The sequence below is a fragment of the Spartinivicinus poritis genome, from assembly GCF_028858535.1.
Lineage (GTDB): Bacteria > Pseudomonadota > Gammaproteobacteria > Pseudomonadales > Zooshikellaceae > Spartinivicinus > Spartinivicinus poritis.
Genome location: NZ_JAPMOU010000072.1, coordinates 1 through 18,240 on the forward strand (window position 1 = coordinate 1; position 18,240 = coordinate 18,240).

The 18,240-nt window shown below is 44.3% G+C and carries 21 protein-coding genes; 2 read left to right on the forward strand and 19 right to left on the reverse strand.

Annotation, left to right across the window (positions count from 1 at the left end):
* Nucleotides 1–70 precede the first annotated feature (70 nt).
* Nucleotides 71–2,593 carry a phage tail family protein gene (locus ORQ98_RS26825; protein WP_274691901.1) on the reverse strand — a complete coding sequence of 841 codons (2,523 nt, stop codon included), beginning with the start codon at nt 2,591–2,593 and terminating at the stop codon, nt 71–73.
* A gap of 1,034 nt (nt 2,594–3,627) precedes the next feature.
* Between ORQ98_RS26825 and ORQ98_RS26830 the strand changes: the two genes are divergently transcribed.
* Nucleotides 3,628–4,197: a BRO-N domain-containing protein gene (locus ORQ98_RS26830; protein ID WP_274691902.1), complete on the forward strand. Its 570-nt coding sequence runs from the start codon at nt 3,628–3,630 to the stop codon at nt 4,195–4,197.
* Between the two features lie 87 nt (nt 4,198–4,284).
* Here ORQ98_RS26830 and ORQ98_RS26835 read toward each other — a convergent pair whose 3' ends face one another.
* The 12 genes from ORQ98_RS26835 to ORQ98_RS26885 all read right to left on the reverse strand — a co-directional run bounded on the left by ORQ98_RS26835 (nt 4,285) and on the right by ORQ98_RS26885 (nt 12,822).
* Nucleotides 4,285–6,369 carry a phage tail tape measure protein gene (locus ORQ98_RS26835; protein WP_274691903.1) on the reverse strand — a complete coding sequence of 695 codons (2,085 nt, stop codon included), beginning with the start codon at nt 6,367–6,369 and terminating at the stop codon, nt 4,285–4,287.
* Nucleotides 6,362–6,466: a GpE family phage tail protein gene (locus tag ORQ98_RS29730; protein ID WP_425347721.1), complete on the reverse strand. Its 105-nt coding sequence runs from the start codon at nt 6,464–6,466 to the stop codon at nt 6,362–6,364. Before ORQ98_RS29730 ends, ORQ98_RS26835 begins: the two co-directional genes overlap by 8 nt.
* An 11-nt stretch (nt 6,467–6,477) precedes the next feature.
* On the reverse strand, nt 6,478–6,750 hold the full coding sequence (locus tag ORQ98_RS26840) for a phage tail assembly protein (RefSeq protein WP_274691904.1): 273 nt from the start codon (nt 6,748–6,750) through the stop codon (nt 6,478–6,480).
* A 60-nt stretch (nt 6,751–6,810) separates the two neighbouring features.
* Entirely contained in the window at nt 6,811–7,314 is a 504-nt protein-coding gene (locus ORQ98_RS26845) for a phage major tail tube protein (RefSeq protein WP_274691905.1), read from the reverse strand.
* Nucleotides 7,311–8,474 carry a phage tail sheath subtilisin-like domain-containing protein gene (locus ORQ98_RS26850; protein WP_425347722.1) on the reverse strand — a complete coding sequence of 388 codons (1,164 nt, stop codon included), beginning with the start codon at nt 8,472–8,474 and terminating at the stop codon, nt 7,311–7,313. Before ORQ98_RS26850 ends, ORQ98_RS26845 begins: the two co-directional genes overlap by 4 nt.
* Nucleotides 8,475–8,545: 71 nt before the next feature.
* Nucleotides 8,546–9,316 carry a hypothetical protein gene (locus ORQ98_RS26855; protein WP_274691907.1) on the reverse strand — a complete coding sequence of 257 codons (771 nt, stop codon included), beginning with the start codon at nt 9,314–9,316 and terminating at the stop codon, nt 8,546–8,548.
* Nucleotides 9,313–9,843 carry a phage tail-collar fiber domain-containing protein gene (locus tag ORQ98_RS26860; protein ID WP_274691908.1) on the reverse strand — a complete coding sequence of 177 codons (531 nt, stop codon included), beginning with the start codon at nt 9,841–9,843 and terminating at the stop codon, nt 9,313–9,315. The genes ORQ98_RS26855 and ORQ98_RS26860 overlap by 4 nt, the downstream gene beginning before the upstream one ends.
* Nucleotides 9,844–9,852: 9 nt before the next feature.
* Entirely contained in the window at nt 9,853–10,470 is a 618-nt protein-coding gene (locus ORQ98_RS26865) for a phage tail protein I (protein ID WP_274691909.1), read from the reverse strand.
* The gene (locus tag ORQ98_RS26870; protein ID WP_274691910.1) at nt 10,463–11,353 is read right to left on the reverse strand and encodes a baseplate assembly protein; all 891 of its coding nucleotides are present in this window, start codon (nt 11,351–11,353) and stop codon (nt 10,463–10,465) included. Before ORQ98_RS26870 ends, ORQ98_RS26865 begins: the two co-directional genes overlap by 8 nt.
* Complete coding sequence (locus tag ORQ98_RS26875) at nt 11,350–11,685, reverse strand: GPW/gp25 family protein (RefSeq protein ID WP_274691911.1); 336 nt, start codon at nt 11,683–11,685, stop codon at nt 11,350–11,352. The genes ORQ98_RS26870 and ORQ98_RS26875 overlap by 4 nt, the downstream gene beginning before the upstream one ends.
* Nucleotides 11,685–12,269: a phage baseplate assembly protein V gene (locus ORQ98_RS26880; protein ID WP_274691912.1), complete on the reverse strand. Its 585-nt coding sequence runs from the start codon at nt 12,267–12,269 to the stop codon at nt 11,685–11,687. The genes ORQ98_RS26875 and ORQ98_RS26880 overlap by 1 nt, the downstream gene beginning before the upstream one ends.
* 211 nt (nt 12,270–12,480) lie before the next feature.
* The gene (locus ORQ98_RS26885) at nt 12,481–12,822 is read right to left on the reverse strand and encodes a hypothetical protein (protein ID WP_274691913.1); all 342 of its coding nucleotides are present in this window, start codon (nt 12,820–12,822) and stop codon (nt 12,481–12,483) included.
* A gap of 234 nt (nt 12,823–13,056) precedes the next feature.
* On the opposite strand from ORQ98_RS26885, the gene ORQ98_RS26890 reads away from it, so the two are divergent.
* Complete coding sequence (locus ORQ98_RS26890; RefSeq protein WP_274691914.1) at nt 13,057–13,725, forward strand: glycine-rich domain-containing protein; 669 nt, start codon at nt 13,057–13,059, stop codon at nt 13,723–13,725.
* A gap of 176 nt (nt 13,726–13,901) precedes the next feature.
* Here ORQ98_RS26890 and ORQ98_RS26895 read toward each other — a convergent pair whose 3' ends face one another.
* The 6 genes from ORQ98_RS26895 to ORQ98_RS26920 form a co-directional block, all read right to left on the reverse strand.
* Complete coding sequence (locus ORQ98_RS26895; RefSeq protein ID WP_274691915.1) at nt 13,902–14,645, reverse strand: hypothetical protein; 744 nt, start codon at nt 14,643–14,645, stop codon at nt 13,902–13,904.
* A 107-nt stretch (nt 14,646–14,752) separates the two neighbouring features.
* Nucleotides 14,753–15,259: a phage virion morphogenesis protein gene (locus tag ORQ98_RS26900; RefSeq protein WP_274691916.1), complete on the reverse strand. Its 507-nt coding sequence runs from the start codon at nt 15,257–15,259 to the stop codon at nt 14,753–14,755.
* Nucleotides 15,259–15,672, reverse strand: a complete 414-nt coding sequence (locus ORQ98_RS26905; RefSeq protein ID WP_274691917.1) for a gp436 family protein — start codon at nt 15,670–15,672, stop codon at nt 15,259–15,261. The genes ORQ98_RS26900 and ORQ98_RS26905 overlap by 1 nt, the downstream gene beginning before the upstream one ends.
* A complete protein-coding gene (locus ORQ98_RS26910; protein ID WP_274691918.1) occupies nt 15,672–16,055 on the reverse strand; it encodes a hypothetical protein in 384 nt (127 codons plus the stop codon). The genes ORQ98_RS26905 and ORQ98_RS26910 overlap by 1 nt, the downstream gene beginning before the upstream one ends.
* A 79-nt stretch (nt 16,056–16,134) precedes the next feature.
* Nucleotides 16,135–17,055: a Mu-like prophage major head subunit gpT family protein gene (locus tag ORQ98_RS26915; RefSeq protein ID WP_274691919.1), complete on the reverse strand. Its 921-nt coding sequence runs from the start codon at nt 17,053–17,055 to the stop codon at nt 16,135–16,137.
* 58 nt (nt 17,056–17,113) lie between these two features.
* Nucleotides 17,114–18,091, reverse strand: a complete 978-nt coding sequence (locus ORQ98_RS26920) for a phage protease (RefSeq protein ID WP_274691920.1) — start codon at nt 18,089–18,091, stop codon at nt 17,114–17,116.
* Nucleotides 18,092–18,240 lie beyond the last annotated feature (149 nt).

Genomic DNA, 18,240 nt, shown 5'->3' on the forward strand with positions numbered 1-18,240 from the left:
AAAGAGCGAATCCAAGAGCAAAATTATCAGCTTGAAATGCAGCTAAGAAAGTTGCAACCATGTCTATGAATCACACACAGTAGTCGCCTGTTCTGGTATGCCTCCATTCATATATACAATCACCTACCCTCTCCTGCCATTGGCATAATGTGCATACCCACATGCGATATGGTCGTTTTCTTCTCTTTAGTTTTTCTAATTCCGACTCACGACGAGGGTCAAAAAACAAGCTCCTGTCTACTATATTGAGGAATAAATTGGGAAGCTCGTTATACTCTATGCGTCTATCGTAAACTCCCTCTATAGATACGATTGGACTGTGAACAGAGTCTTCAATGGGGGCTTCCATGCTTAGTAGCCTGTCAAGCTCATCTTCGTCTTGCGTTTCAGTTGCACGCTGAACTAATTCCGGTGCCCCTGGCAGATCAAGTGTCCCTACTACTAGTTTTCCGGTTGTAGTTATAGATGTGAGCACCAACCAAAAATCCTCGCTACCAACCACTCGTTGATACCCTATTTTATACTCACTACCTACTTTCTTCACCCAAAGCTTGGTGTCATCCTTTCCAAATGGTTGTGCGAAAGTAGCAGGGAAGATGACCACGGTCTGGCTTCCAGGCTCATCGTTGGAGATTAAATCTGGTTTCCTTGGCCCCGCAAAACACAGGGGGTCAGAGACTGAGCACACGTTGGCCACACGTACAGGTTCCCCCTCATTATACAATTGTCTTGTTATTCTATCATTTACTATCACATCACCAGTTCCTTCCCTTGCGCTGGCATACCCTAGCGCCTGCATAAATGAATGCTCGCTCACCGGCAGTTGGTTATAAATGTAATAGTTCTCGTTTGGAGTACCTTTATAGTTTCCCCTGCCCTTGCCGAGCTCTATTATTGTCTTTATGGGGTATTCACCCGTTGGGAATGCACCCTCAATACACGCAGGTTTACCAAGCTTGCCGCATTGGCGATTGTTGCTCAAATCAATGGTGTCGTACCCGCCCCCAGTATCCACTAACAGAGTATCTGAAGGTCCCGAACGGCCATCATGGAAAGACAAGGAGACGGTGGGGAGGGTCGTTACATTTCCCCTAGTTTCTCCCACTTCGCTAACATCAAGTCGTTTAACACTCCACAGCACCTCATCAATGGGAATAAGCTTACCCCCCCTTAGCATATGTAGTGAGTTCGGTGGCGGTAATTTAATAGTTAGTGAATCACGTGGTTCATTATATAATAATGCACCTGTTCCATAGTCCATGCATGGACTAAGTCTTGAATCTCCTTCCTTTTGGCACATCACACTTGGATCTGGGTTGCGGAACTCAATGGGCCAATCTCGTACTACGTGTAAGATCTGAGGGTTGTTCGTAGTAAAGAAGTTCCGTATTACATCGTCGGTTTCGTCAGCTGTCAGGTTTTCTTCCACGCAGGTGTCTGTGTCTTCATCCTCGGGCTTCAACGACCGCTTATTGCAATCCTGCACAGCGTTTAATATATAACTGGGTTTTTGTTCACTAGAAGGCACGCCTTCTTCGATGTATTTAAGCGTGATGATGTCTTTGAGCCCTTCAACCCCCTGTCGCAGGTAATACAGCGCATCGCTCAACGGAATTCGCTTTATTAGTACCATGTGACGCAACGACCGTTTAGGTGGCTGCCCTTCAGCCGTGGCTACTACGTTATACGCAACCTCAGGTACTACCAGGGCCCCTCCTGCCACTGCAATGTTCTCATTGTCCCCCTTTCGGTTACGCATTAGCGCTTCTGCTAGTTGTGCCAGCACTTGGCTAAACGCCACACTACGCTCACGGGCATTAGCGCCTGCATGCAATAGGCTCGTAATGTACTCACTACGAAACCCAAAAAGGCTTCCTAAAAAACTTAGAACTCCCGCTGCAAACCGTTCTGAGCCAGTCAGGGGCAGCCACTCTGCTATAATATCGACTTCTTCGACCGCATTCACAATAGAGTGGGCTAGGACAACGGCCACACTAGATATAACCCCTATGATAGCCGACGCCGCTTGCCCTATCGGCCCTAGTGCGTTAAGGGCCAGTCCTATAGCGGACATAAGGCAATCTACACCATCAATTGCAGCCCGGGCAATGTTATAACCTGATGGTGAACTCTCAGAGGCAACACCGCTTATCGCATTAACAGCCCCATAACATGTTTGTACAGTGTTGATGACGTCTAGCCCCCCAGCTAATTTACCGGCGAATTTAGCTAGCTTTTTAGCTTTTTTTGCCCATTTCAGAGCATCATTCATTCCTTGTAGACTGGTGGTATTTTCTAGTAGCCCTAGTTTGATCTTAATATTTTGGCTAATACTACCCTGCTGAGCATTTATATAAGTGGAAAGGTCAGTATTCTCAGCTAGCTCTTTGAATTTGTTTGACTTAAAGGTCGACTTTAATATACCAGTAGATACTTCGCTAGAGGCGTTTTGTATCAGTGTGGCTCCGCCAAGCCCCACTTGTATGCTAGAACTGGCGACCTCCGATTGATATTCTCTTTTCGCTTGTTGCAGCTTTCCCCAATACTCAGTGTACTCTGGTCTGAGAGGACGCGATTGGTCGGTCCAGTTCATTTGATCCGGCGCCCTAGCCCCCTTTCCTTCACCTAGTGCATTCCACTCGGTTTCAAGGCAAACGTCTGGATCAACCCCGTTGCCACATGATTCCCGCGCACCTGCAATAAAAATTGTCAGAAACCTGTTGTAAACTATCTCCTCAAGGAATTGAATACGGCGTTTTTTTTCTTTAGCTTTGATTAACCCCCTCGCACCCAGAGCAACCCCCACCCCCCCTCCAACCATACTGGCTCGTTGTGCTGTCTTGCGTAGTGGATTAGCAACAGCGGCGGCATCATCAAGCCATTTAACAAGAAGTTTTCCTTGTTTCTTTCTCACAGCAGCGCTGTTTCTCCCCCCTCCATATATTTTTGCAAGCCCCTCCGCCGCACGAGCGTTAAGAAGTGTCTTGGCTAGGGAGGTATGGTGGAATATAAACTCTCTTGTATCTAGGCTTAGTTCATTCAAATTAGGCAACTGAATTCCTTCCCCCTTAATAGCTTTTATTTTTTTAGCAGTACTTTGAACTAAAGACATTAGTCCTTTCCCCCATTCATTCAGCAGTGGTTCAACAGTGGTTCAGGCATTTTGTTCATAATCGAGTTACAAAACCTGCTAACAACCTTGAAATTAAATATATCTAAGAAAGTCCCTGCAGTACTTGCTTTTGCGTTTTTTGTTTCACTATTAAGGTATTTTCTCAGGCTTACCAAATTTAAATAACCTACTGGCCTGGTTTTTCCTCACCGAAAATCAGGCTTTTCTTTTTGTACCAAGGCCACCTGAAACAAATCTTTCAACAACTTTCGTATTGATCTTCAAGCCAAGTTGATATAGCTTAACAGATGAGGCGTCAGAACCTCACACAAAGCGGTACAAACCAACCCCGAAAGCGTTGGTATTTTTATGCCTGAAAAAAGGATTCGCCCGGTTTATGTCGGGAGGGCGACTAATACAACACCCTTTTGGGAAATATGTCCGCGGTATCTTTGTGGCCGTTCTGAACCTCCCGACACCACTTACCTTCAGAAAAATCACAAAGGAGTCATTGGATGACTACTCTGCCCACCACACTAAACTTCAATACTGTAAAGCTATCAATAGTTAACCATGAGGATAAGCCTTGGCTTACATCTCAACAGTTAGCAAAAGCATTAGATTACCAAGATTCCAAATCAGTTAACCGCCTTTACAGCAGAAATAGTGAAGAGTTTTCAAGCGATATGACCCTGGTGGTCAATTTGACCCCCAGCGGAAAAACTCAAGATCCTAAGTTCGAAACACGTATTTTCTCCCCCCGAGGCTGCCACCTGATAGCCATGTTTGCCTGTACTAATGTTGCCAAAGAATTTAGAAAGTGGGTGCTGGATGTACTTGAAAATTTAATACCAAATGAGCCCAACCAACCGCAACTCAATCTTGAAAACAACTTTACCAATCTACTCGACCGGGTAAGACTCCTACTGGTTTTTGAAAAAGGTCAATTAGTATCCACTAAGAAAATTGCAGAAGATGAATTAATTACCTCTACAGAACCAAAGCACTTGGACGAATTTATACGAGCATGCATGCCCGAGTATACCTTAATGAAAAAGGAGAATGTGTTGAAGTGGCAGGGTTAAATTAATCCAAATCATACAACGCCCCACGCTGCCTAGCGTGGGCTTGTCTTTCCTGAGCTTTCATTTCTTCCTGCACCACCCTCCTCGCTAAGGCTTCACTTGTTGTTTTTTGATTGTTTCGGGTTGCTCCTCTTCATCATCGCCAAAAGCCCAGTTCCATACTTTCTTTACACCTTGTATGTCAGAGCTTACTTTATTTTTTATTTTATCCATCACCATTCCTGGTACTTTTCCCGGCGTTTTGGTAATGATGTCCATATTGTCCCGCACAGCTTGGATTGTTTCGAGCAGTTTGGTAAAGGGAGTAAGTATAATCTTGACTGCACCTGCTAAGGCTTCTCCGAACCTTCTACCCATAGAAGCTGCACTGTCTAACTCTTCTGCTGTCGCATTGACTGGCGTAAATAAATCCGAAATTGCATCTACTACCCAACCAACTGCATCACTAATTCCACTAAATATTGGCTCTAATGGTGCAAGCGTTTCTTTGATCGGGCCAAATGCTGCACTAAAACCCTCAACCACACCTCCAATAAAGGCTTTAACATGATCCCAGTATTTATAAATAGCAACGCCTGCGGCAGTAATAGCTATGATAATCCAGCCAATAGGTGTGGTAAGCAATCCAACCGTTAATGCCTTAAGCCCTAAAAGCAAGGCTTTTAATCCACCCGTGGCTGCTCCCCACATTGCAGCCCCCATACTACGTACGACACCTCTACCCGCCACTAATGACCGAGTAAACCGTCGGTTCATTACTTCGGCCCGAGATAACCCGGTAATTTGCGAGAGAATGGTTAAACGGCGATGAGCCGACAAGTGTCGGTTATACAGCATGAGTGCCAGCCGTCCCCGGTTTAAAGCGACTACCCCAGTTAAAATACCCCCTCTAAAAAACGTCCAGGCATAACCACAACCAATCGCTGCCACTTTACCCATCACCAAAACAGCAGCAATACTGACTAATGCTTTTGTAACTGCTGGATGTTCCTTTGCAAATTCGGTAATTTTTACTGTCAACTCACGAATGTGATTAATGATTTTATTTAAAGGGGGTAATAATATGGTGCCTAAATTAATGGCAACTTCAGTCAGGCCATTACGCATTAATATTAAATTAGCGGCAGTGGTTTTTGAGCGACTTTCAAACTCAGCTTGCATACTGCCAGTGTATTTAGCTTGATCGCCCACATGGCCTATGGCTTTTCGATAAGTATCTAAACTACCCACTAATAAACTCACATCATCACTGAACTCCATGCCGAATAAATCAGCTAGAATACCGGCTCGTTTTTGTTTATCAACACCTTCCAACGTGCTTAAAAAATCCAGTAAGGCACCCTGTGCATCTTGGGCAATGGCATATTCTAAGTCGTGGGCGGAATAGCCAATTTTATCGAGGGCTTTACTAAAAGCTTTGGTTTGACCTGAAGCATTTTGTAATTTTTGCAGCATGGCGTTAATCGCCGTGCCTGCCACTTCCGGCTCCTTACCCAAGGCAATAAACGCATTCGATAAGGCAGCGGCTTGATGGGAAGCCAGCCCAAACTGTCGTGCAGTCCCACCGATCCGACTAAGCGTACTCACCATATCTTTAGCTTTGGCCGCACTGTTATCCGACAGGTGATTTATCACATCACCCAGCTGAGTCATTTGTGAGATGGGGATTTTATAAATATTCGATAACTTAGCCATTGCGTCGCCAGCTTCAGATGGCAACATATCGAATGCGGTGGACATCTTAGCCACAGTTTTAACGAATTGAGGCAAATCTTGCTCACCAATTCCCAACTGACCACCCGAGGCAGCTATTTCTGCTAACCCTGTGGCAGTGACAGGTATCGTACGAGTAAGTTTTTTTAAGGTATCACTGAGCTTTTCAAACCCTTCCGGCTGCTTAAAATCCACCACCTTTTTTACATCAGCCATCGCAGACTCAAACTGGATAGCTTCTTTGATAGGTACGGCTAAGCCCAATCCTAATGCAGCAGCATCCATCAGTTGCCCACGCAAAGCCGAGCGCCTTTCCATATTTCGGTTAAGCTGCTGCTGGGCACGACTCAATGCCTGATAGCGTGTTTCTAGACGAGCAATACTTTGACTCGCCGCCGCAGCTGGAGAAGCAATATGGCTAGTTAAACTTAATACAATTGATACTCCTAAACTAGGCATCCGCTACCTCTGTACGCTCTCGGGCTTTTTCATACCAGATCATTAACTCAGTGATTTCCAACTCCCATAATTCCGAGGGTGGCCAGTGAAACACCACCGCTAAATCAGCTAAAACTCCGTAGATATCACTGGGGATAACGCAGTCCCCAAAAAACCAGCGATCACTTCACTGGCTTTCTGAAAATCTGCGGCATCTAAATCTTCTACAGCTTGCGGCGTAATTTCCGCCAGATGGGCAATTAAGGTAATGCTTTTGGAAATATCCCCACCTTTCGTGGTTTCCATGGTTTTTAAATCTCGGGCTTTGGGTCTTCTTAGGGTGATGCTGTCAACGGTCACACCTTCGCATTGAATGGGGTAGTCTAATTTAACCGTGCTCATGGTATTTTCCTTTTGGTTGAGTGAATTAATGGTTTAAACAACCACTAATTTATGAATTATTTACAGAATATTTTTTCGGGTTTGTTCTAGCTGATCCACGCCATTAATTTTGCGGACCAGGTTCATAATATCGATTTCGTACAACTCCTCATTATCCAGCGTGAGTCGGTAATAATCTACATTCAGGGTCAATTTTAACGGGGCGTTATCTCCCATCTTCCAACTACCAAAGTCCATTTCTTTCACTCGACCTTCGGCATTAATCACCACCGGCTTTTCCTCGCCGTTTTGCTCGTCTAGTATCGAGCCTTTAATGGTAAGCTTGGTCTTGTTATTGACCTTAATACCAAAGGTGGTCAGTACTTCTTTGTGGTATTTGCTGACGGTGAGCTGGGTTTCTAATTTCTCCATCCCCAAGTCATATTCCACTGGGGCATCCATCCCACCACCGCGATATTCATCAGTTTTTAAGCTGAGTTTCGGCAGTTGAATTTCATCAATCACCCCGGCAAAACCAAAGTCATTGATGTATAAATTCATGTTTTTGAGGGTGTCTTTCATCATGGTGACAATTCCTCTAGGTAGTCATTGACTAAGCTGGATTGAAAGGTGATGTGTTCGGCGGGGTACGGTGGCGTAAAGTCGAAATTAAAAAACACTTTACCGTCCGCAATATTTTCCGGGGTATTCAGTTTTTCATCTAGCCAACATTCCCCACCAATAATCGCCCCTTTATTTTTTAACGTGCGTAAATAGCTGTTAACGCCATCGGTCACTGACTCAATAAAATTCCGGTCAATATTCCGATCCACCGCCCATAAGTGCGCGCGTAATAAACTTTCGTTAATCATGTCGGCGGTTCGCCTGACGGATAAAAAGGCCCACTTAGGATCACTGGAGCAAGTACGATTACCCCACAGCCGATAGCCTTGTTTTTGGATAATGGTGGCGACTTCATTTTCATTGAGGACATTCGCCCGGGCATTGGGATCACCCAGGGTAAAATCCACGGGGCGATGGGTACCAATCAAGCCGTATAACTCTTTATTGGAAGGTGACCACCAGAAGCCGTGTTTATGGTCAATGCGAGCAATTAATCCTGCCACTCTGGAGCTGGCGGGTTGTGCAGTTTCTTGTTTTAACGTGGTATCAAACACGGTGACAGCCGGGTCGACTAAATACACCCTAGCAGAACCAAATTTATCCCGGTAGGCTTTAGCCGCCTCATCTGTCGTATTGGGGCCGTCAGCAATAATTATCGCCCTTAATCGATCAGCAATACCCTGTAGTTCCTGTGTGACAGCTTCAATCTGAGTAAAACCAGGAACGATTAATAATTTGGGTTGCACTTTAGCCACGGACTCAGCGCCGAGTAATGCATGCACCCCTTCATAATTACCGGTATCCACATTCACGCCGCCGATAATCGCCGCTAGCTGGTTGTCAGGTTCCGCATGCTCTTCCACCCGAATCACGACGACCATCGCCCCCGCCTGATCAAAAATCGCATCCAATGCAGACGGTAAGGTGCCGGTTTTACCCAGGGGAGCAGTTTCTTTACGATTGCCCGCAATCAACACGGGTTTATTAATAGGAAATTGTTCGGCCTTGGCTTCCGGCGCAGTACCGACAATGCCAATCACACTGCTTCTCACAGTACGAATAGGACGGGGGCCGCTGTCAATTTCAACGACCTCCACCCCATGGAGAAAATGTTCAGTCATGCTGATACCCTCATTTTCGGATTTAGGCTCAGCATGCCGTGTTTTAAAATGGGAAATTAGGGGAAAAGTTATTAACGCTCTGTAGATCGCCGGCTTTCTCGATCCATGTTAGGTACTGGGTCCGTATCAAAAGGATTTTCGCCATGCATTGAAGGATAATAACCCCACAATGGTTTATCTCGCCCCAAAGGCACATACCCTGTCACCACCGCTGGCCAAAAAAATAACACCTCACCTGCTGGTGAATACACATAGGGATGGGCATGAAAATATAAGCCTGGCTGGCTATCATAGTTTTCACCGCATACCCCCCACTCATGATTGACGCCATTTAGCCAGGTACTTCGGATATCACCCGAGATTAATTTTGCATAACAGCCAGCAGTGACGGGAACTGAACGATTCGCAGGAGTAATTGGCCAAATTATGTTGCTGTTATGCTTCTCTTGATCATAGCCACTCCAAACCATTCTTAAAATACGAATCTTAGGCTGAAAAAACTGATGGCCTTTTAACCCCATACACGTCAGGATTTCTTTTTCTTCGCGATCTCGCTTTTCCCAATGGATATCGGTTTTAATTTCTCGATATAATGATACGTCAATAGAAAATGATTTACTTTTATCAAACCCATCTAACATCTTATCCACTAAATTACCAAACTGGTTTTTGGATTGCCGGTAAAAGGGCCTTTCCTTACGGGCCTCTAACATAAAAGCATTAAAACGATCTTCAGCAGCCTGCAATTGCTGATTAATTTTATTGATTTTATTCTGTACGACTTCTGTTAGTTGGTTGCTGGCTTGAACCGCATCGGCTAACCGTTGTTCGATTGTCATCATTTCCTCACTGTTTTTTCCTGTTGATTAAACGAAAATAACAATTCCAGGTGGCGGCGCATTTGATCCATTTGCGCCTGACTCAACATGGCAAACTGCTCTAAAAATAAGGCAATAGCAATGTCCGCCCCTTGGTCATTGACGGTAATGGCATCGGAAGGCATGCCACTTAAGATAAAATCGGTAGAAAAAAAACAAGGCGCGCTCGCAGCTTTGTATTGCAACGGTTTATCCAACGACGACCACACGGCTAATAACGTACCGTCAGCTAAAAACAAGCCAAATTCTTTAATCCAGTATTCCTTTTCTCCATCTGCCACTGCACTTAAAGTGATGTATGACTCCCCTACCCGTTCGCTCTTAGAGATAAGCAGCCGCTGTCGTTCACTTTGTAGCTTGGTAAGTTTGGTGTGGGGAATATAGCGCCCATCTCCTAGCCCTATCTCTGCAATAGTCGCCTGCAACCCATCATTACTGGCATTAAATACTGCCTGTAAGCCTGCATCAGTAATCACCGGATTAATCTGCATAGAATTCTCCTAAACACGAATAATGGTCAAAGGGCGCACTACAGCAGCTGTACCTATACCTGCTGTTACGGGTTGTTCAATAACAGGCGCACAAGTGGCTCGGAATATCGTCAAATTTCGTGCAGTACAACCCACCGCGATACCTGTGTTAAATTTGGCTCCCAAGCGAAAATCAAAATGACTGCGGGTATTTTTAGTGCTTTCAATAGTGGTGCGAATTTGATTAATTAACGCTTTGTTTAAAATAATACCGGGTGTATTTAAATTATCATTGGCATAAGCCGTTACCCGAAAGGTGTAAGGCTCTCCACCCGTTTCAAACCACTCCTTGATTTCAGTACGTACATGCAACGCAGCCAGCGCTTTTTTCACCGCCCCAATGGTGCCTTTATGCTGGTGAACTTTAATTGAATTTTTAATCACCTGCCGTTTGGTCTGTTCATCCCAATGCTCATCCCATTCATCCACCGATAAGGTCCAGGCTAGCCAAGGTAATAGATGCAGTGGGCAGTGATCGGCTTGCCACAGGGTTTGGAAAGTAACTGGTACTTCCCCGGCTCTTGCAGTCGCTTCTGATAAAGCGTTTTCCTGGGGGTTCGCATTGGGTGGCAGCAATGATTTATTCATCAGCTGCTCCCTTACTGATGATAATTTGGGTGCAATAAGCCGCTTGTGCTGGGGATACAGTAATATTTTGACTAGGGCTAATTAATTTTACGTTTTGCACTCCGGGAATATGCAACGCCGAATAAATTCCCGATAAGGTAATATCCAACCCCAGCCGGTGCTGATTTTTCACATAATCATTAATTCGCTGGGTGGCTTCATCCGTAACCAAGGTAATATCTGGCCCAGTAAAATACGTCAGTTCGGCATTAATTTGATAATGAATAATTTCCGCCGGTTTGACAAACACCTGATCGGTGAGCGGTCGAATATCCTCGTCATTTAATTGGGTTTCAACGGCTGTAATAATATCCTCAGACGGAACACCCTGCCCTTGGGTACTTAATACCGTGACTACTACTTGGCCTGGTGACGGACTTTCTACACTGACATCTTTCACCAAGGCACTGGCACTTAAGGCATGATACCGATAAGCGCCTTTGGGGCCTGCTGTGCTTAAACCTTCTAACGAATAAACAATCCGCTCGCGTAATCGATCATCACTTTCCCATTGATCTTCGGTGGGTGGAATCACATTAGGGTTACCTTTTTCAATGAGTAACCGATTGATACGAAACAAGGCGGCTAAGTGATCTAAATCCTTACCCCGAGCATAAGCCACCATCACCGCACGGGCCGCATCATTGATTCGCTGACGGATAATTAATTCTCGATAAGACACCACCTCCAATATTTTATAAGCCGGATCCGATTCTACTAAGGCAGTAAATTCGCTATCGCGCTTTTTTAAATCCGTTAAAATCTCATCCAAAATGGCTTCATAATCCAGCGTCTCAACCACATCGGGTGCCGGTAATTGGGATAAATTAATGGCATTGGTCATAGGATTAAACCTTCCAACGTAATTAATTGACCATCAGGGCGATACTCACCACTGAGTGTCACGGTAATTTGTCCACCCCGAATGTCGTGTACTTGAATTTGTTCCAGCCGAAAACGGGGTTCCCAGCGGTCTAATGCCTCGGCAGTTGCAGCATAAATGTCAGTAATGGTTTCGGGATTAATCGGTGCATCAATCAGTTCAAATAACCGGCTCCCGTAGTCGCGGCGCATGACTCGACTGCCGATGGGTGTAGTTAAAATATCCTGTATCGACTGTTTTAAATGGGCATGGCCTTTTAATCGCTTGCCCGTTACCCGATCAATACCGTGCATTATTGTTTAGCTCCGGTGGGTACTGCGGTACCGTGGCCAGGTACATCATGGCCGTGGCCGTTATAAATATCCCGGTCGCCTTGCATACTACGGGTGTGGTCAATGATGTCCTTGGTCGCTTTGATTTGCCCTTCTACATACACATCACCCTCAATCGATACGCCTGAAGGACTTACAATGTGCACCGTTCCTGCCATGGGTAACTGCACTACCAACCGGCTAATTTCCCGGTCATACTCCATTATTGCCCCATCAGCATACATCACTCGATGGATACTGGGCCGTTGATCCAGAGCAGGAAATTTATTTTGATAAAGTGCGGGCAATACGACACCCAATGCCGGTTCACCCTGGGGATTTAACACCACCACCTGCTCGCCAATTTCCGGAGCCCAATAACTGACATCATTTGCCGCCCGGTGGGTAATCCAAGGGAGCCAACCCGTCACTAAATCAGCTGAGGTGGCTTGTACTAACGAGCGCTCATAATCCACATCAGACACAGTGGCAATTAATACTAAATTCGCCAGCTGACGTTCCAACTCAGTCAAGCGAAATAACACGTCATCCGTTGAGTACGTCATAGCGTTCCTCCTGGCCAAATTCGGATTCATCATCAGCCACATATAAACGGGAAGGAATAACCTCGCTGGGCTGCCAGATATTTTCCTTAAGCCGCATCACTTGATCCCAGGTAATTCCCCAAATCGCTAAGCCTTGCCGATCCGTTTGAGTGCTGAATAAATTGCTGGCTTTAATGCCGCTGGCTGTTAATACATCGTCTACACCCCAGCGCTATTCAGCAATTAACAGGCTTAGGGTTTCAATGATATTTATCGCGGCTTCATCCTTAGGTAATTTGCGGCTGTCACTCACCATCACAAATGCAGCAAATCGCAGGCTCACATCCCGCTGTTCGGTTTCTACTGACTTAAATTCGCGCGCTTCCATTAGGGCTACTTTGATAGTGGGTAATCGATTGGCTATGCGTTTCACTTCGGCTAGGTCAAACCGACCCGCATGGATGGAAACATCCTTCAAGTCGGGTAAATGACTGTGGATGGTTTGGGTAATGGCTGAGAGTAATTGATTGATTTGCATGGCTCCTGTTATAGCTGGAAATCTATAATGTGGCATAAATAGAATGCCTCTACCCTCAGATACAGCCTGTTTATTGAGCGAATCGACTATGTCACTTTATGATTTTCTAGCTATATAGGAGAACAGGAGCGGAGGGGTTAGGGGAAATGATGTTTTGAAAAGTTCAACGAGTTTTAAGAATACAATTTCGTTATCTTAAGTTGTTTGTTGAAAAAACATCTGCTAATAGTATAGCTATCATTTGTAGTTACTTTGCATAGCACAAAGTTTATGAATACTAAAGAAGAGATCTTTATATTTTTTGGTTTAGTACTTGTTGGCATAATTATTTACTTTATTTTTAGGGCTAGCAAAGAGGCAGAATTTAACAACAGAAAATTTTTTATTGAAAATTATCAATTCCCAGAAAAAATCTTCCAACAAGTACAAGAAAAATACCCTCACCTAACAGATGAGCATATCCATCAAGTAAAAAAGGCCTTATGCCAATATTTAATTATTTGCGCAAAAGCAAGAAAAAAAGTTGTATCTATGCCATCACAAGTTGTAGATTTGGCTTGGCACGAGTTTATTCTATTCACTAAACGATACCAAGAGTTTTGCGAAAAAGCTTTTGGATATTTTTTACACCATACACCAGCTGAAGCAATGGAGTCGCCTACTCATGCCCAAGAGGGAATTAAACGTGCTTGGTGCTTTTCTTGTGAGCTAGAAGAAATACTGCCTGATAGGCCTCGTCGACTTCCTTTACTATTTGCTATTGATACAGCACTCACTATTCCTGATGGCTTTTCCTATCAATTGGACTGCACACAAAATCCAAAAAGTGGATTTTGTGCTACTCATATTGGCTGTGGAGGTGGTGGCAGTTGCAGCGGAGGAGGAGATGGAGGTGATGGAGGCAGCTCCTCTGGAGGATGCGGAGGTGGAGGTGATTAAATCACAACCCCGCCACCCACTGCTCAATCTCACCAGCATAAGTAGAGCCATCCTGTAGGTCGGATAAATGTCTTTTGACTCCTGTTATAGGGGAACAAGAGCGGTGAGGTTAGGGGAAATAATCAAAGATTACAAGTCAGAACTTTACTCAAATAGCATCTTTACTTTTAAAAATATTATTCACTCTGGCTTGTACTATCATCGTCAATTTGTAGATTGACTTCAAATATATAAGACCTAATTACTCCTACACAAAATGAGAGTATGAACAGTAATGTGATTGGTAATAAATTATCATCAACTGTCCCAAAGCTATCGAGTAATGGCTGAGCAATAACAAATGAAAATGCCATAAAGAAAACACTCTCTAAACATAGCGTTACCGAGCAAGCCATACTCACAGCATCAAAATTTTTGGTAATTACAGCTTTAATATAAATGACAAAATTCAAAGCTAATAAATACAGAAAAAACCAAAAAACATATCCATCACTTCCATAAACATGTGGTAACGCTTCTTGAAGTCCTTTGTTAGGATTTAGTAAGTTAACAAAAATCATATCTGAAACTAGGCGATTTTGATTGGCGAGCTCTTCAGGCAGCATAGTCTTAAAGATAGCATTAGCTGCTATCACATAAGGAGTTACCAACAAAATTATTGTAACCCAAAAGGTTACCCAAATATTCTCAACCAACTCCTTTATTTTATTAGCCCCTGATTTCAGCACCTCGAACACATGAATTACTACACTTATAACCATTCCAATTAAAACGAATATTAATAGAACATACAACTCTAACCATATAAATATAACAATATCAATAACACTCAAATCGAAGAAAATATAAAAAGCGATAAATAAAGTAAAGTGAACTAGAATACCAAATATAGTTATCAATTTTTTACTTGAGATCATCATGATTTTAAAACCTGTTTTCGATCAAGATGCTGTTAACAGGTGGATATTATTTTAATTCAAGATATGTATTTACTTATACTAGATCAAAAAACATCAAAACCCAGCACTTAAACCAACCCCTCCACCCAATCCACCAACACCTGCTCAATCTCATCCTGGTTATCATCAGATAACCCCATAAACGGTCGAGCAGGTATGGTGACCTCTTTAGCAAACACGGTTTGGCTGCCTAATTGAAACGCTAAATACTTTCCATTTTTGGGCTTAATGATACCTCCATACTGGTGTATAGCGGCATACAGTAAATTGGTTTCCACCGTTACATCATCAATGCCTACCACATAATTAATGCTATCGAGTAAATGGCCTTCGCCTTGGAGTAACCCTTGGTTACTATGCCGTGTGGTTGAATAGCCCGATGACCACTCAGGCCAAGGGGTACCATCCGGTGCAGTTTGTTCTTCTTCAATCCGCCGACGGATTTGGTCTTCCGCTAAGGCACCCAGCACATTCAGTATTTCGCTATTATCTTCACCCAGATCCTGCAAGCGTTCAATGAGCTGGTTTAGCCGGTCTATTCCCCGGAGATTAATATCTAAGCCCGCGCCAGCCATTAAAACCCCTTAAGCGACTGACGACTAAATTGTCTTTTACTGGCAGAGAAAGAAATACCTGTGGAATTAGAGGTAGACACATCAACTGTCAACTTAACTTCACCGCTGGCAAGCTTCGCTAAGGTTTTTTCTGCATCTTCAAACCGCTTGCGTCGTTCTTCTGAAGCTCCACCGCGATCTTCACCCAGCCAATAAATGGCAATATCCACACAAAGGCGAGTTAATAAAGCAGAGGGAGTTGATAATGGGAGGGTATAACGACCAGTGAGGTATAAATCAATATGGGCACTGGCATCCACTAAGGCATGCTCAATAGCCAGGTGATCCAACTGGTCGTCTTTATCGCGGTCGGCAACAATATACAGAGCATCGTTACCATAGCGATCGATTATGGCTTGTTCAGTGGCGTACACTATTTCACCCGCTGCTGATATTCTGCCCAAGCCTGATTACGCTGAGCCGCAGAAATATCTTTATCGAGTAGCCCTTCTATGGCTTCGACTTTGGGTTTACCGTCTTTGGCCCAGTCATCTTCGTTGTGATTAGCATCCAACATACCAATCACTTCGATAATATCTTCCATGACATCAGACGTCGTATTATTGATTTCAACCTGTTCTGCTAACGCCTCGAATTCGCCATGCTTAATAATCAGCCTCGGCTCAGCTTTCAGTTTTTTAAGCGTTTCAGCATCCAACTCATTTGTTGGAATCGTTATCCCCTCATATGGAAAATAGCGATTGCAACGACGGAATCCAGGCTGTTGTTTGGAGCGAATTAAATAACCTTCTGGCATTTTTTTTCCTCAAAAAAAATCCACCAGAAAAACGGACAACCTAACTCGTTTTTCGGTGGCAATGGGACACACCAACGACTTACAGACGACGAGAAATTAGGGTTTTGAACGAGCCTTTTAATTCATTCGAGACGGTTGTATTGCCTTCCTGAATTAATTCACGGTTAAGGGTTTGGGTAATTTTTTTATCCAAGCCAGCAGGCGCTACAATTAAATTAGGGTTTAAATCCAGTGGGCGGCCACCATCAGCTTTATACTCTGACATTTTTGTTTTGGCTTCCCAGAGACTATCAGTACTGAATTCCGCCTGTACCGCGATAGCCATTTGCCAGAATCCAAAACCGACGTTACAACGTAAATCAACACCATAGCGGTATTCGCCCCGCATAAATACCGCTTCATCTTCTTCTTTGGTCATGGCTACAAACTTAGGCTTTTTCCGCTCTTGGAAAATAATCGGTTTAATCGCCCGAGTGGTATCCATCACATACCAAGTCGGACCTTTATAGTTTGGATCCTTAATAATATTGGATACGCTCTGATCAGTACCCTGCCCGTCCACTTGGCTATTAACCGGATGGTCTTCATCAAAGAAATTCTGACCGTCGTAACACAAGCTAGCAAAACCGTTGGCCAATAATGGAAAGGTTAACTCATCAGGAAAAGCGGTGGTAGCCCTGCCCATCTCTTCAAACATGGGCGAATAAATACCTAAATTGTCGTCTTCAATATCCGTGCGTTTCACACCCACAGAACTCTCGAACTGTTTATTGAAAATCTGGTAACCATGGGCTTCCATGGATTTAATCACCCTGTCCCCTATCCATTCACGAAAGCCAGGCCACTGCCCTAACCAGCCATAGGTATTACTGGCAGTGCTCGACGATACCACGGTAGCAATCTGGGTATACTGAGGTTCAGCCATCCCCAGCCCTTTCTGAAAATTCGTTTTATAACCGGTAAATAAGCTTTTTAATAACTGAGGAGTAATAATGGCCATGAACAGTTCCTTTAAAAAATAGATAAATGCAAAAACAGCTAGCAATTAAAAGCTGGTGTTATTTATGGGATATAAACTCTTTTTCTGATAGGCCCAGCATGTGACAAACCGCTTTATCTTCTTCAGTTAGCTTGTCGCTGGATTCCGGTGGTTTCTTATCGAAATTACCCACATCCTGCACCACCTTTGGCCCTTGCATGACGTACTGTTTAAACAGTTCCAACCCTTTTTCCTGGCGGCAACAGCTTTTATGGTATTCCACACTGGCTGGAGTAATCACACCGTCTTTTAATGCTTTATCGATTAGCGTTTCAATCTCAGCATTTAAGGCTTTTTCCTGCTGTTTTTTAATTTCCAGCTCAGCGCTTTGGGCGCGGTTAATCGCTTTGTCGTAATCTGAGCGTGGTACAAATTTATTTAAATCTGGCGTTTGTTGTTGGTTTAACGCTTTTTGCTCATTGGCTTTTAACTGATTAATAGCATTAATTGCCTGCTCCACCGTAGCGCCAGGCTCCAGGCCCAACGCCGCTAATAGTTTTTCATCCATAGTGGGTTCCTCTTGTGACTGGCGCTGATTGAGTGCTGTTAAATGAAGGTTTGGTTGATTGGTTAATCCCGCAGAAGACAGACGTAAAATACGCCTGGAGTCTGTTTCATAAGTAAAAACCGGCGAGAGGTACCGATACTGCTTGCTGGTGACTAACGTGTCCCCCTCCCGGTTCCAGGCGACTAAGCCCCAGATACTACCGCCTTCACGGGCCTCCAACTGCTTGACCCAGGCTACTGCAGGGGCAGGTTCGCCTTTTGGCGCTTTATGCTCCGAGGCGTGCTCAATATCAATGGGTAACTCGACTCCACTACTGTTAAAGGCACGCACGATCGCTTGAGGGTTATCATTGATCCAGGTTCGGCCATCACGGCCTACCACATCGACACCCGCCGGAATTAACTGCACCCACTGTGGGGCTTGGCTGGTTTCGATGGCCTGGAGAATTGGGTTTAATTCGGTGTTGAGTGCAATAGTTTGGTTATTCATGCCCGCAGGGTAATGCGGGCAGATGGAGGGAGTTAGGGGAAATTTTTACAAAAGCGATTATATCTACATACTTAAACAATACTGCGGACAGTTTTATAGGTGTTGTATGTTAGTGTTTACGGGGGGAGTGCTCTACTCTCATATACTTT